The following is a 13,207-nucleotide window of genomic DNA, read 5'->3' as shown; positions in this document are numbered from 1 at the left end:
CGCCGCGGCTTCGTTCATTCCGCTTTCGGCGCTGTTTTCTGCAGCTCGAGCAGAAGCTCGATCAGCTTCGGCGCCATCACCCTGATTTCCGACGGGTGGACGGCGCTTAGTCTCGTCAGAAGCTCATCCGCCTTTTCAGTCATGACGAGTCGCCTTCATCGCCGACTGAGCTGTCGACGGACAATGGCCGTATCGTCGAGCAGGCTGTGCGGCCTGATCGCCCGAAGGATTTGCTGCGGCTGCGCAGTTCCTTGAGGTCCGCGGAACTGGACCGGCGGCCCTATCTGACCGCAAGAACGAGAAGCAAACCGTGATAACCCCGCCGCTTGCCACTCCTTCGGCCTTGGCTTATATAGTCACTATGGTCATTCTGGTTATGGAGTTGAGCAATGCGGCCGTCACGGCAAGGCGATGAAAGCTGGACCGTCGCCAGCGCAAAGGCAAAGCTTTCCGAGGTTATCGAACGCGCGCAATCCGCGCCGCAAACGATTACCCGAAACGGCAAGCCGAGCGTCGTCGTCGTCTCCGCCGAGGAATGGCAGCGCAAGACTGCGCGCAAGGGTACGCTTGCCGAGTTTCTGATGAGTTCGCCGCTGCGCGGGGCCGATCTGGATCTCGAGCGTCAACGCGACGAACCGCGTGATCCCGAACTGTGAGGCTTCTGCTGGACACCAACGTGCTGTCCGAGGTGACCAAGCCGACCCCTGACATGCGCGTCCTGGCATGGCTGGATAAGCTCGACGAGGATCGCTCCTTCATCAGCATCGTGTCGATCGCTGAGATTCGGCGCGGTGTCGCCCTGATGGACAACGGACGAAAACGCGACGCGCTGGCCGAATGGCTTGCCCGGGACCTGCCGCAACGCTTCGAGCGCCGCATCATCCCGGTGGACGAGCCGGTTGCCTTGTCCTGGGGCGATCTCATGGGCCGCGCGAAGCGGAGCGGCCGCGGCCTGTTGTCGATGGACGGCCTGATCGCGGCAACCGCAATTGCCCACGATCTCATCCTCGCTACCCGTAACACCAGAGACTTCGAGGGGTTCGGGATCGAGCTCATCGATCCCTGGGTCGCGTAATCCTGGAAAGCCTCGGGCTGCAGCCTTCAATGCAGCCCGAACAGGTTCAGCAACTCCTCGCGGTGCCGGACGAATTCCGGTGCGCTGCGGTCGCGGGGGCGCGGCAGATCGATGTCGATCAGGCGCGGTTCGGCTCCCTTTTCCCTGGGCAGGATCAGGATCCGGTCGGCGAGATAGATCGCCTCCTCGAGATCATGCGTGACGAGAATGGTCGTCACATCCTCGTCGCGCCAGATCCGGGCGAGCTCCTGCTGCATGCCGATCTTGGTCATCGCATCGAGCGCGCCGAGCGGTTCGTCGAGCAGCAGGATCTCAGGCTGGACGGCAAGCGCCCGGGCGATGCCGACGCGCTGCGCCATGCCGCCGGAGAGCTGCCGGGGATAGGCCGCCTCGAATTGCTGCAGGCCGACGAGCTTGACGTAGTGACGCGCCCGCGCCCTCGCCTGCTCGCGGCTGAGACCTCTCGTTTCCAGCCCGAAGGCGACATTGCCGAGGACGTCAAGCCAGGGAAGAAGGCGCGGCTCCTGGAAGATGACGGCGCGTTCCGCGCCGACGCCGCGGATTGCCTTGCCGTCGACGAGCACCTCACCGGTATCGGACTCTTCGAGACCGGCCAGAACCCGGAGCAAGGTCGTCTTGCCCGAACCGCTGGCGCCGACGATGGCGAGGCTTTCGCCGGAGCGGATGTGGAGGTTGATATCCTTTAGAACCTGCAGGTGACTGCCGTTCAGCTTGTAGGATTTGGAGAGGTGACGGATCGTCACCTCTCCGCGGCGAATGTCCTGGGCGAGGCTCATCACAATTCCTCAATTGCTCGCCGGCTTGGCGTCGGCGGTGAAGATGATGTCCTTGGCGGCCAGCTGGCCCTGCTTCAGTTTGCCCTCGCGAACCAGGACGTCGATCCAGAACTGGATGTCGCGTTCAACAGGCAGGCCGCCGGCACGCACGCCGTAGCCGCGGAAATACTGCGCGATGTCAGGGTTTTCGCCACGCTCGCTGAGCGCCTTGGCCAGGATCTTCTTGGTTTCCTCGGGATGTTCGCGGGCATAGTCGAGGGCGCGGGCCGACTGCTCGACGAAGATCTTCGCAGCCTCGGGATGCTGTTGAATGAAATCGCGGCGCAGGACCACGAAGCCGCCGGCAATGTCGCCGAGCACGTCGGTATCGTCGAAGACCGCGCGCAGGCCGCCGTTTTTCAGCGCCGCACCCTCGAAGGTCGTCTGCCAATAGCCGAAAGCGGCGATATCGACCTGCTTGGAGCGCAGCACCTGCTCGAGCTGCGGCCCGGGAACGACGACCTGGTTGGCGGAATCGCTCGGCAGGCCGACCGAATGCAGGGCTTCGCGGATGGTGTAATCGAGATGGGCGCCGAGCGTGTTGACGGCGATGCTCTTGCCGGCAATGTCCTTGATGCTTTTGATCGGGCTGTCTTCCAGCACGTAGAAGGTCGACTGCACCTCGTCATTGATGCCGTTCGACGGATAGGCGGCGACGAAATCATTGCCGCCGATGATCGAATTCAGCACGGCGGAGGTGGCGGCGCTGCCGATCTCCACGTCCCCGGATGCCAGAGCGATGAGCGAGGCCGGGCCGCCCTGGGCATAGCCGACATTCTCAAACGTGATGCCGGTGTCTTTGAAATAGCCGAGCGCGTCGGCGAGTTCATGGGCGGCAAGACCGCCCTGGCTCGCGAGGTAGCGCAGCTTCACTGCGTCGGCGGCAGCGGCCGGCGTGGCAAGACCGAGAGCGATCACGGCCGGCAGGAGAAGGTTGCGGGGATGGAACGTCATGGAAAGTCCTTTCGGAAAAGAAAAATCGGAGGAAGAAATCAGGCGTTCGGCTGCGACCAGCGGCAGAGGCGGCGCTGCAGGAGGACGAGCAAGGCATTGGCGGCAAGGCCGAGGAAGGCGAGCAGGAGGATCGCCGCAAACATCAGCGGGATCTGGAAATTGTACTGGGCGTTCATCACCTGGAAGCCGATGCCCTTGTTGGCGCCGATCATCTCGGCGGCGATCAGTAGCAGAAGCGCCGTCGTCGCCGAGAGGCGCAGCCCGACGAAGATCGCAGGCACCGAGGCCGGCAGGATGACGCGGCGGAAGATCGTCAGCGGTCCGGCGCCATAGGTCCGCGCCATCTCGATAAGCTTCCTGTCCACCTCCTTGACGCCGCCGATCGTGGCGAGCAGCACCGGAAACAGCGTCGCCCAGAAGATCACGAAGATCTTCGACGTTTCGCCGAGGCCGAGCAGCAGGATGAAGACCGGATAGAGCGCCAGCGCCGAGGTCTGGCGGAAGAGCTGCAGGATCGGATCGAGCGCCTGCTCGACGGCCCGAAACTGGCCCATGAACAGGCCGAGCGGAATGCCGACCACGACGGCAAAGGCGAAGGCGGTGCCGGACCGCTGCAGGCTGATGACGATATCATCGAGCAGCGCGCCATTGGCAAGGTTGGTCCAGAGAGCCGACAGGATCACGTCCAAGGGCGGGAAGATGGCGGGATTGATCCAGCCCCTGGTGCTCGACAGCTGCCAGAGCACGAGGAAGGCGATGAGCAGGCCGTAGCGTGGCAGAAGCGATGCGGTCACACCGCGCACATGCGACGCGAAAGTGGGCGTATTGCTTTCGCCGCTCTTCAGGCGGCTGAAGCTTCTCGGGAGGGTCTGGTTGATTTCATAGGCCATGGATCGCTCCTCACTCTGCTGCCTGGAGAGCTGCACGTCCGGCAACTCGGCGGTTGCTCGGGAAAGGCAGGCCGAGATTTTCCCGGAGCGTCTTGCCCTCATAGGCCGTGCGGAACAGGCTGCGGCGCTGCAATTCCGGGATGACCAGATCGACGAAATCGTCGAGGGCGGTCGGCAGCCAGGGCGGCAGAATGTTGAAGCCGTCGGCGGCTTCGTTCTCGAACCATTGCTGCAGCGTGTCGGCGATCTGTTCGGCCGTGCCGACGATGGTGTAGTGACCGCGGGCGGATGCGATCCACTGATAGAGCTGGCGAATGGTGAAATTGTTTTCGTCGGCGATCTGGCGGATGAGCGCCTGGCGGCTCTTCATGCCTTCGGTCGGCGGCGCCGGCGGCAGCGGCCCGTCGAGGTCGTAGCCGTGCAGGTCGAGCGTGCCGCCGGTCAGGCCGTTGAGGAGGCCGATCCCATCCTCTTCGACGATGAGTGACGTCAGACGGTCGTACTTCTCCCGCGCCTCCGCTTCGGTTCTGCCGACGAAGGCGGAAACGCCCGGCATGACGAGGATGTGATCGGGATTGCGGCCGAGCCCACGGGCGCGCGCCTTGATATCCCGATAGAATTCCTGGGCGGTTTCGATGTGCTGATGGGCGGTGAAGATCACCTCGGCCGTTGCCGCGGCAAGTCCGCGCCCGTCTTCGGACTGGCCGGCCTGCACGATGACCGGATGGCCCTGCGGCGAGCGCGACACGTTGAGCGGGCCGCGCACGCTGAAATGCTCGCCGCGATGGTCGGTGTCGTGCAGCTTCGCCGGGTCGAAGAACACGCCGGTCTCCTTGTCGCGGATGAAGGCGTCGTCCTCGAAGCTTTCCCAGAGTTTGCGGACGACGTCGACGTGCTCGGCGGCGCGGCGATAGCGCTCGGCATGCGGAAGCTGGGTATCGCGGTTGAAATTCTGCGCCGTCGGGTCGCCTGTCGTGGTGACGACGTTCCAGCCGGCGCGGCCGTCCGAGATCAGGTCGAGCGACGCGAATTTCCGGGCGGTGGTATAAGGCTCCTCGTAGGTGGTCGAAGACGTCGCGATAAAGCCGAGATGGGTGGTCAGGGGCGCGAGCGCGGAGAACAATGTGACGGGCTCGAAGCCGGCGACGCGGGCATTGCCGCCTTCACGCGCGCCACCGAAACCGACAGCCAGGTTGTCGGCAAGGAAATAGGCGTCGAAGAGGCCGCGTTCGGCTGTCAGCGCGAGTTGTTTATGAAACTCGAAACTGGTGGCGCCGTCGACCGGCTGGTCGGGGTGCCGCCAGGATGCAACATGCTGTCCGCCACCCGGAAGAAATGCCCCAAGCCTGATTTTCCGTGTCATTTCGCGTCCTTTCGGTTTGCCGCCAATGGCCCGGTCTGCTCAAGGCCGAGGTCAGTTTGGCTCTCAGGACGCTAGCCTACGTTCTCTATAAATTTTATAGAGAAACTTCATTTCGTAATTTCGGGGGAGGAGTGAATAGTTTTGCGGGATCGGGGTGAATCTGGAAATCGACGATCGGAGCGGCAGCAGGAGATATCCATGTCGGACGCCGGGCACCGGTTTATGCACCAACGTCCGCGCTGGCGGAGGCAATGCCTGGTTTGTCCAGGCGTCAGCCCCGTCTTGGCCGGGGCGGGGCATGCTCCAGGCCGGCGGCGGCCTTCTTCAGGCAGTCGAGGTAGCGGTCCCGGTTGGCAATGCCGTCGTCGCGCGGCGTAACGAGGCAGAGCGTCGCGGCGGCATGGCCTTCCTCGCCGCGCACCGGCACGGCAAAACAATGGGTGAAGCTGTCGACGATGCTGTTGAAGGTGAAGAGGCCTTCGCGCTCGGCCTGGCGCACCTCGGCGATGAAGGTCTGGGGCTCCAGCCATTCGCCGCCCGGCAGGCGGAAATCCTGCGGCGGAATGAAGTTGAGGATGTCCTGATCCGACAGATGCGCGACGAGCAGGCGGCCCGACGCCGTCCACGGGATCGGCACGGATTGTCCAATATCGGTCGAAATGCGGAAGGGCCGCGCGCCCTCGCGCATGCGCACGACCGTATATTTGTTCCCGTCTAGCATGCAGAACTGCGCCGTCTCCCGCGTCTCGTCGGCAAGCTGGTCCAGCGCCGCCTCGCATTCGCGGGTGAAATCGAAATGGTTCTCATAGGCGGCGCCGAGGAAATAAAGCTTGCGGCCGAGATAGACGCGCCCTTCGCCGCCGGTGAATTCGAGAATGCCATTGCTCAGCAACAGGTTGACGAGTTCGTAGACCGATGAGCGCGGCGCGCCGATCTGCGCGGCGATTTCATTCGGCTTCAAGGCCTGCCGTTTCTGGCGCAGGAAGTCGAGGATCTCGAAGGCGCGGTCGAGCCCTCGGGCGCGCTTGCCGGCTGCTTCGTCCCGAACTGCATCCATCGCTGTCAATCCCGTTCTTGTTGGGCCCTGTTGTTGTCGGGCTCTGTTCTTGTCCGGCGAAGCTTTTCAAGCCGTCGGCCGCATCTGTCAATCGATCCCGTCATGCCTCGCAAATGAAATCTTCCCACCCCCTCTTGCGGGGTAAAAAAATCGGCATAAGATCGGCTAGTCCGGTATAAAGATCATATGTACAATATAGCGGACAATAACAAATGGCAAGCCGCCAGCGCTGCCGCAAAAAGGGGATCGACATGAAGAATTTTGAAGAAAGCATTTCCGTTTCACTGCGCCGCCGCCTTCTCGCCGGCGCTACCGCCGCAGCCACCTTGCTTGCCTTTTCGGCCGGCACGGCCTCAGCCGCCGCCAATTGCATCAAGGGAGACAGGAAGGCGCCCTACACGATCGGCTGGGCGAACATCTATTCGGTGCCGACCTGGATGAAGCAGACCGAAGGCACCATCACGGCCGAAGTGGAGGAACTGAAGAAGGCAGGCCTCGTCAAGGACCTGATGATCACCGATGCGCAGGGCAACGCCCAGACGCAGATCCAGCATATCCAGTCGATGATCGACGCCAATATCGACGCCATTGTCGTGATCGCCGGCTCCTCCAACGCCCTCGACCGCGTCATTTCAGATGCCTGCGACAAGGGCATCGCCGTCGTCAATTTCGACAGCCTTGTGAACACCGACAAGGTGACGGCGAAGATCAACACCGATTCCAACGAATGGGGCGCGACCGCCGCCAAATGGATGGTCAGCCAGCTCGGCGGCAAGGGCAAGATCATCATCATGAACGGCCCGGCCGGCATTTCGGTCAGCGACGACCGTCGCAAGGGCGCCCAGCCGGTGCTCGAGGCCAATCCGGGTCTGCAGGTGATCACCGAGACCAACACGGAATATAACGTCGCGCCGGCACAGGAAGCGATGACCAGCCTGCTCTTCGCCAATCCCGAAATCGACGGCGTGCTGTCGCTCGGCGGCGCGCTGTCGGCCGGCTCCGTCCTTGCCTTCGAGCGCCAGGGCCGCGACCAGGTACCGACGACAGGGGAAAATGCCCGGCAGTTCCTGGAGCTTTGGAAGGAAAAGGGCCTGAAGGGCTGGGCGACGATGCAGCCCAACTGGCTCGGCGCGCTTTCCGTCTATACCGCCGTGCAGGCGCTGCAAGGCAAGGACGTGCCCTCCTTCGTCAAGGTGCCGCTGCCCGTCATCGACGACAGCACCATCGGCAGCTACCTCGCCCGAGCCGACAAGTTCCCGGCTGACGGCTATATCTACTCGGATTACGACAAGGCGCTCTTCGACAAGCTGCTTGCCACCAAATAATCCGGATTGAGGGACGCCGTCATGACGGAAGAAAGACCCCTGCTGGAAGCCCGGCAGGTGTTCAAGGGATTTTTCGGCAATCCCGTTCTGAAGGGCGTCGACATCGCCCTTCTGCCGGGCAGGGTTCACGCCCTGCTCGGCGAAAACGGCGCCGGCAAGTCGACGTTGATCAATCTCCTGTCCGGCGCCCTCCAGCCGGACAGCGGCTCCATCCTCATCGACGGCAGGCCTGTCGGCCGCTTCAGCCCGGCGGCGGCGCGCGCCGCCGGCATCGCCGTGGTTCAACAGGAGCTGAGCCTGACGGCCAGCCTGTCGATTGCCGAAAACATCGGGACCGGCGCCTTTCCGCGCCGGTTCGGTCTCATCGACTATCGAGCGCTGCATCGCGGTGTACGAGAGGTCTGCGACATGGTCGGACTGACCGAGCCGCTCGACATGCCGGTCGCCGATCTCGCGCTCGGCCGCCGCCAGATGGTGGAAATCGCCAAGGCACTGTTCCGCAAGCCGCGCGTGCTGATCCTGGACGAGCCGACCTCGTCGCTCTCGGCGCACGAAGCCGGCATCCTGGCCCGGCTGATCGAGACTCTGAGCGCGCGCGGCACGGCGCTTCTTTATATCTCCCACCGCCTCAACGAGGTGCAGGCGCTCTGCTCGCATGTCACCGTGCTGAAGGATGGCGTCGTCACGGCAGATCAATCGCTGTCCGGCATCGACGGCGAGGGTCTGGTGCGCCTGATGGTCGGCCGCGAGACCGGCGACCTGTTCCCGCCGCGCCCGGCTGCGGCACCCGGTGCGATGTGCATCAGCGTCGAAGGTTTTTCGGCCGGCATGGTGCGTGATGCTGCTTTCTCCGCCCGCGCCGGCGAGATCGTCGGCATTGGCGGGCTGGTGGGACAAGGGCAGGAAGACCTGCTGCTCGGCCTCTACGGCGCGATTCCCGCGTCTGCCGCCCGGGCGGAAGTATCAGGCAAACCCGGCCTGCCCGCCGATGTCGGTGCGGCGAACGCGGCGGGCATCGTCTATGTGCCTGCCGACCGCAAACATGAGGGGCTGGTGCTGCCGCATTCCATTGCCGCCAATCTCATCCTGCCCTCGCTCGGACGGCTCGCCCGCAAGGGACTGCGCGACCGGCCGGCGGAAAGTGGCCTGGTCGCCGCTCTCGCGCGCCGGCTGACGATCAAGGGCGATACGGCCCGCCCGGTGCAGGCGCTTTCCGGCGGCAACCAGCAAAAGGTGGCGCTTGCCAAATGGCTGCCGCTCGATCCCTCCATTCTGCTTCTCAACGATCCGACGCGCGGCGTCGACATCGAGACCAAGCGGGAAATCTACCTGATGCTGCGCGCCTTCGCCGCCGAGGGGCGGCTCGTCATTCTCGTCAGTTCCGATACGCCGGAGCTCGTGCATCTCTGCGACCGCGTCGTGGTTCTGCGCGAGGGGCGCGTCGCGGCAACGCTGTCGCAGGATGAAATCAGCGAAGGCGCGATCGTCGGCGCGGCCATGGGTATTGCGGCCACGACGCAGGGAGAGGCGGCATGAGCACGATTTCGTCATCCCGGCTCTACGGTTCGATTCAGCTGCGCCGCAACCGCGGCCTCGCCGGCCTCTATCTCGTCGTCGCTGGTCTTCTCATCCTCTATGCGCTGCTCTTTCCCGGCATCCTGACCATCGGCGGCTTTTCCAAGTTCACGCAGAACTGGTTCCCGCTCGCGCTCGTCACCATGGCGCAGGCGTTGCTGATGCTGAATGGCGGCATCACGCTGGCGATCGGCCCGCTGGTCAGCCTCGGCGCGGTGATCGCGGCGACGACGATGCAAGGGGCGCTCGGCGTGCCGGGCGGCATCCTCGCGGTTGCACTCGCCGGCCTTTCGATCGGCGCCGTCATCGGCGCGATCGTGACGCATCTGAGGCTGCCGGCGATCATCGTCACGCTGGCCGGCTCCTTCATCATCAGTGGCGTCGCGCTGATCCTGCTGCCGCGGCCGGGCGGGTTCATTCCCGATTGGCTGTCGACGGTGCTGGCCGGCCACACGCCCGTCGCCTTCCTGCTGCTGGTCGCGATCCTCATGCTCTGGAAGGTCTTTCTCGCAACGCCGCTCGGCCTCGGTATCTATGCGGCCGGCGACAACCCGGTCGGCGCATTCCGCTCCGGCGTCCCGGTCGAACGGGTGAAGGTTGCTGCCTTCGCGCTCTCCGGTCTGCTTGCGGCACTGGCCGGCCTCTTCGTCGCGGCGCAGACCGGCTCGGGCGATCCGGTGATCGGCACGCCCTTCACGCTGAACTCGATCGCCGCGGCTGTGCTCGGCGGTGTCGGTTTCCTCGGCGGAAAGGGCACGATGCGCGGCGCGATCTGCGGCAGCCTGCTGCTGTCTGTCATGATCAACGTGATGTTCTTCCTCGGCTTCCCGCCGGTTGCGCAATATGTGGCGCAAGGGTTGATCATCGTCGGGGCGGTCGCCGTTCCGGAACTTCTCGGCGTATGGAGGGCAAGGCGATGAACATCGTCCGATCCGCGTTTCGCAATCCGCCGCTCCTGACCTTCCTTCTGGTCGCGCTCGTCTGGATCGTAGCAAGCTTCACCTTGCGCGGTTTCGGCGCCTATGGCCATCTGCGCTACCTGCTCGAGCTTGCGGCGGTGATCGGCATTGTCGCCGCCGGGCAGACGCTCGTCATCCTGATGGGCGGAATCGACCTTTCGGTCGGCGCCGTCATCACCGTCACAGCGATCCTATTGCCGCTGATCTCGCCGGCCTGGGACCCGACCGGCCTTGCCGGCATCGCGGCAGCCCTTGCCATCGCCACCGGCATCGGCCTGATGAACGGTGCGGGGGCTTCCTATCTGCGCGTGCCGCCGATCATCATGACGCTCGCCATGGCCACCTTCCTGCAGGGCCTGCTCGTCATCGTCGCCGGCGGCAGCGCCGTCACCGTCAGCAATCCGGCCGTCATCCTGCTCGGGCAGGCACGGCCGCTCGGCATCCCCTCGGGCATTCTGCTGTGGCTCGCCGTCTCGATTGTCGTCCTGCTGCTCGTCCACCGCATGCCGATCGGCGCCCGGTTCCTGGCGCTCGGGGCAAACCCGCTCGCCGCCCGGCTTTCCGGTGTCAGCATCACCCGCAATACACTGATCGTCCATACCCTGTCCGGCTTCTTTGCCGGGCTTGCGGGCATTCTCGTGCTGGGCATGAACCGGCAAGGTTATGTCGGCATCGGCGATCCCTATCTGCTGACCTCGATTGCCGCCGTCGTGCTCGGCGGCACCTCCATCCTCGGCGGCCGCGGCACCTACGCCGGCACCATTCCGGGCGCCATCCTGCTCGTCACCACGACGGCGCTGATCACCGTCGTCAACGCCTCGCCCGGCTGGCGGTCGATCATGTTCGGTACGCTGATCCTTGCCCTTCTGCTGGTGTCCGGCCGCGAGGCGCGCAGATGACGGAGCGCTACTACGGGCCGGTGATCGACCCGCATCATCACCTCTGGGACCTCGGCCTGCAGCGCCATCCCTGGCTTCAGAAGGCGCGGGCTTCCGGCGAGGAGATGGCGGTCGGAAACCTCGGACCGATCCTGCGCGATTACGGCATCGACGATTATCGCGCCGATGCCGCGCAACAGAACGTCGTTGCGACGGTGCATGTGGAGGCCGGCTGGTCGGTTGCCCACCCGCTGGAAGAGAGCCGCTGGCTTGACGGTCTCGACCGCAGCTCCGGCGTGGCGCGCCGTTATGTCGCCCGCGTTCCCCTCGACGGGCCGGACGCCGCGCGCCTGCTCGAAGCGGAGGCGGAAAACCCCAACGTCGTCGGCATCCGCGATATTCTGAGCTGGCATCCCGATGTCGCGAAGCGTTTCGCATCGCGTCCGGATCGCATGAGCGATCCTGCCTGGCGCGCGGGGCTTACCCATGCCACGCGGCTCGGGCTGGTTTTCGACCTGATGCTCTATCCCTGGCAGATGGCCGAGGCGCTCGATCTCGTGCAGGCCTTTCCCGAAACGCTTTTCGTGCTCAACCACGGCGGCAGCCCCATCGACCGGACGGAGGACGGCATGGCGCTGTGGCGCCGCGGCCTGCGGGCGCTCGGCAAAGAGCCGAACCTGCGCCTGAAGATCTCCGACCTCGTCGCCTATGACCATGCGTGGACGCTCGAAAGCCTGCGGCCGGTGATCGAGCATTGCCTCGATTGTTTCGGCCCTGAACGTGCGATGTTTGCCAGCGACTTCCCGGTCGCTGGCCTGCATGCGTCTTTCGACGAGGTCTATCGGGTGTTCCGCACGGTCGCCGCCGAGCTCTCTTACGACGAGCAGCGCGCTTTGTTCTTTGCCACCGCCAACGACATCTATCGCCTTGGTTTGGCCGATCCGGCCGAGATCGTGAGAGGCCGCCATGTCTGACCTACATGCGACGATGGAAAACGTGCTGATCGACGAGCGGATACGCGGCTTTCCGCCGGGCCATCCGCCGCTGCCGCTTGCGGTCATCGGAACCCAGGGATGGAAGCCCTATGACGGCAGGATGGCCCTGCCGCTGATCTCGCTCGACCGGCAGGCCTTCGCCAGCAATGTCGAACTGATGATGGCCTATGTGAAAAGCCATAGTGCCGAAATTGCGCCGCACGCCAAGACGCCGATGTCGACGGCGCTGGCGGACACCCTTATTTCGGCAGGCGCCTGGGGCACGACGGTTGCCGACATCCGCCAGGCCGCCGTCCTGCTCAAGGCCGGACAGCGTCGGCTGATCGTCGCCAACGAGATCGGCGGGGCCGCCGCCGCCCGCCGGCTTGCCGCCCTGCTTGGCCATTATCCCGATGCGGAGCTCCATGTCTTCGTGGATTCGACGGCGCTGGTCGAGGCGCTTGCCGCCGCCTGGCTGGAACGCACGGATCTGCCGCCTCTTGGCCTGATGGTGGAATTCGGCGCCGGCCGCGCCGGTCTTCGCAGCGCCGATGCCGCCGCCGTGATCCTCGATACGATCCTTGCCGCGGAGACGCCGGCCTTGCGGCTGAGCGGCATCGCCGCCTATGAGGGTGCGGCCGCGACCGCCGATCCGGAAGAAACGATGCTTCGGATCGACGCGCTGATGGCGATGACATCAGATTTCCTGCCGAAGATCCGCGCCCGTATCGGCAGCGAACGGCCGCTCCTCGTCACATCAGGCGGCTCGGTGTTTTTCGACATTGTGGTGGCGCGGCTTGCAGCCGCCGTCGCCGCCGATCCAGCCTGCCGGCTCGTGCTGCGCAGCGGCGCGATCTTCTTCCACGATCACGGCATCTATGAGCGCGGCCTCGCCGGCCTCGATGCCCGCGGCGGCTTGCGCATCGGCGATAAGACGGTTTCCGCGGCCGCGGGTTTCCGTCCGGCGCTCAGGGTCTGGGCCGAGATCCTCTCGCGGCCGGAGCCAAAGCTTGCGATCGCAGGCATGGGCATGCGCGACGTAGCAATGGACCAGGACTTGCCGCGGCCGCTGGCGCTTTATCGCAATGGCGTGCGCCTTGCCGATCTCGAAGGCGCGAGAGTTCTCCGCCTCAACGATCAGCACGCCTTCATGGCGCTTGCCGATGACAGCGACGTCGCCGTGGGCGACGTCATCGAGTTCGGCATCTCGCATCCCTGCACCTGCCTTGACCGGCACGCAATCCTCTATGGCCTCGACCCGGATCATTCCGTGACGTCCGCCTATCTGACCAGCTTCGGCTGAATTCTCCCTGCAAAGCCA

14 protein-coding genes are annotated in these 13,207 nt (G+C 64.6%); 8 read left to right on the top strand and 6 right to left on the bottom strand.

The annotated features are described in order from the left end of the window. Positions 1-14: 14 nt before the first annotated feature. Entirely contained in the window at positions 15-143 is a 129-nt protein-coding gene (locus CO655_RS34315) for a hypothetical protein (RefSeq protein ID WP_348628156.1), read from the bottom strand. Positions 144-389: 246 nt separating this feature from the next. Here CO655_RS34315 and CO655_RS13175 point away from each other — a divergent pair, with 246 nt between their 5' ends. Together CO655_RS13175 and CO655_RS13170 are read left to right on the top strand one after the other, a co-directional pair. Next, complete coding sequence (locus tag CO655_RS13175) at positions 390-656, top strand: type II toxin-antitoxin system Phd/YefM family antitoxin (protein ID WP_096769223.1); 267 nt, start codon at positions 390-392, stop codon at positions 654-656. Continuing rightward, positions 653-1,075 carry a type II toxin-antitoxin system VapC family toxin gene (locus tag CO655_RS13170; protein ID WP_097664963.1) on the top strand — a complete coding sequence of 141 codons (423 nt, stop codon included), beginning with the start codon at positions 653-655 and terminating at the stop codon, positions 1,073-1,075. The genes CO655_RS13175 and CO655_RS13170 overlap by 4 nt, the downstream gene beginning before the upstream one ends. 26 nt (positions 1,076-1,101) lie before the next feature. Here CO655_RS13170 and CO655_RS13165 read toward each other — a convergent pair whose 3' ends face one another. The 5 genes from CO655_RS13165 to CO655_RS13145 all read right to left on the bottom strand — a co-directional run bounded on the left by CO655_RS13165 (position 1,102) and on the right by CO655_RS13145 (position 6,175). Continuing rightward, positions 1,102-1,872, bottom strand: a complete 771-nt coding sequence (locus CO655_RS13165; RefSeq protein ID WP_097664962.1) for an ABC transporter ATP-binding protein — start codon at positions 1,870-1,872, stop codon at positions 1,102-1,104. 9 nt (positions 1,873-1,881) lie between these two features. Then, entirely contained in the window at positions 1,882-2,865 is a 984-nt protein-coding gene (locus tag CO655_RS13160) for an ABC transporter substrate-binding protein (RefSeq protein ID WP_097664961.1), read from the bottom strand. Between the two features lie 38 nt (positions 2,866-2,903). Then, positions 2,904-3,755: an ABC transporter permease gene (locus CO655_RS13155; RefSeq protein WP_097664959.1), complete on the bottom strand. Its 852-nt coding sequence runs from the start codon at positions 3,753-3,755 to the stop codon at positions 2,904-2,906. Between the two features lie 10 nt (positions 3,756-3,765). Further along, positions 3,766-5,118 carry an LLM class flavin-dependent oxidoreductase gene (locus CO655_RS13150; RefSeq protein ID WP_097664958.1) on the bottom strand — a complete coding sequence of 451 codons (1,353 nt, stop codon included), beginning with the start codon at positions 5,116-5,118 and terminating at the stop codon, positions 3,766-3,768. A 271-nt stretch (positions 5,119-5,389) separates the two neighbouring features. Beyond that, a complete protein-coding gene (locus CO655_RS13145) occupies positions 5,390-6,175 on the bottom strand; it encodes an IclR family transcriptional regulator (protein ID WP_097664957.1) in 786 nt (261 codons plus the stop codon). Between the two features lie 251 nt (positions 6,176-6,426). Here CO655_RS13145 and CO655_RS13140 point away from each other — a divergent pair, with 251 nt between their 5' ends. The 6 genes from CO655_RS13140 to CO655_RS13115 are packed head-to-tail and all read left to right on the top strand — an operon-like array spanning position 6,427 to position 13,189. Beyond that, complete coding sequence (locus CO655_RS13140; protein ID WP_097665101.1) at positions 6,427-7,500, top strand: ABC transporter substrate-binding protein; 1,074 nt, start codon at positions 6,427-6,429, stop codon at positions 7,498-7,500. Positions 7,501-7,521: 21 nt separating this feature from the next. Next, complete coding sequence (locus tag CO655_RS13135) at positions 7,522-9,036, top strand: sugar ABC transporter ATP-binding protein (protein WP_097664956.1); 1,515 nt, start codon at positions 7,522-7,524, stop codon at positions 9,034-9,036. Then, positions 9,033-9,995: an ABC transporter permease gene (locus tag CO655_RS13130; RefSeq protein WP_097664955.1), complete on the top strand. Its 963-nt coding sequence runs from the start codon at positions 9,033-9,035 to the stop codon at positions 9,993-9,995. Before CO655_RS13135 ends, CO655_RS13130 begins: the two co-directional genes overlap by 4 nt. Further along, positions 9,992-10,933, top strand: coding sequence for an ABC transporter permease (locus CO655_RS13125; protein ID WP_097665102.1), 942 nt, complete (start codon positions 9,992-9,994; stop codon positions 10,931-10,933). Before CO655_RS13130 ends, CO655_RS13125 begins: the two co-directional genes overlap by 4 nt. Next, positions 10,930-11,886, top strand: coding sequence for an amidohydrolase family protein (locus CO655_RS13120; RefSeq protein ID WP_097664954.1), 957 nt, complete (start codon positions 10,930-10,932; stop codon positions 11,884-11,886). Before CO655_RS13125 ends, CO655_RS13120 begins: the two co-directional genes overlap by 4 nt. Next, positions 11,879-13,189, top strand: coding sequence for an alanine racemase (locus CO655_RS13115; RefSeq protein WP_097664953.1), 1,311 nt, complete (start codon positions 11,879-11,881; stop codon positions 13,187-13,189). The genes CO655_RS13120 and CO655_RS13115 overlap by 8 nt, the downstream gene beginning before the upstream one ends. The last annotated feature ends 18 nt before the right edge of the window (positions 13,190-13,207 follow it).

Source organism: Rhizobium sp. M1, assembly GCF_002531805.1.
GTDB classification, from domain to species: domain Bacteria; phylum Pseudomonadota; class Alphaproteobacteria; order Rhizobiales; family Rhizobiaceae; genus Rhizobium; species Rhizobium etli_C.
This window is presented reverse-complemented; position numbering and strand designations above follow the sequence as displayed.

Bases quoted from the DNA above. Each gene is read 5' to 3' on its own strand.
- CO655_RS13155 (WP_097664959.1), bottom strand. From the start codon at position 3,755: ATGGCCTATGAAATCAACCAGACCCTCCCGAGAAGCTTCAGCCGCCTG.
- CO655_RS13125 (WP_097665102.1), top strand. From the start codon at position 9,992: ATGAACATCGTCCGATCCGCGTTTCGCAATCCGCCGCTCCTGACCTTC.
- CO655_RS13150 (WP_097664958.1), bottom strand. From the start codon at position 5,118: ATGACACGGAAAATCAGGCTTGGGGCATTTCTTCCGGGTGGCGGACAG.
- CO655_RS13165 (WP_097664962.1), bottom strand. From the start codon at position 1,872: ATGAGCCTCGCCCAGGACATTCGCCGCGGAGAGGTGACGATCCGTCAC.
- CO655_RS13160 (WP_097664961.1), bottom strand. From the start codon at position 2,865: ATGACGTTCCATCCCCGCAACCTTCTCCTGCCGGCCGTGATCGCTCTC.
- CO655_RS13135 (WP_097664956.1), top strand. From the start codon at position 7,522: ATGACGGAAGAAAGACCCCTGCTGGAAGCCCGGCAGGTGTTCAAGGGA.
- CO655_RS13120 (WP_097664954.1), top strand. From the start codon at position 10,930: ATGACGGAGCGCTACTACGGGCCGGTGATCGACCCGCATCATCACCTC.
- CO655_RS13145 (WP_097664957.1), bottom strand. From the start codon at position 6,175: ATGGATGCAGTTCGGGACGAAGCAGCCGGCAAGCGCGCCCGAGGGCTC.
- CO655_RS34315 (WP_348628156.1), bottom strand. From the start codon at position 143: ATGACTGAAAAGGCGGATGAGCTTCTGACGAGACTAAGCGCCGTCCAC.
- CO655_RS13175 (WP_096769223.1), top strand. From the start codon at position 390: ATGCGGCCGTCACGGCAAGGCGATGAAAGCTGGACCGTCGCCAGCGCA.
- CO655_RS13140 (WP_097665101.1), top strand. From the start codon at position 6,427: ATGAAGAATTTTGAAGAAAGCATTTCCGTTTCACTGCGCCGCCGCCTT.
- CO655_RS13115 (WP_097664953.1), top strand. From the start codon at position 11,879: ATGTCTGACCTACATGCGACGATGGAAAACGTGCTGATCGACGAGCGG.
- CO655_RS13130 (WP_097664955.1), top strand. From the start codon at position 9,033: ATGAGCACGATTTCGTCATCCCGGCTCTACGGTTCGATTCAGCTGCGC.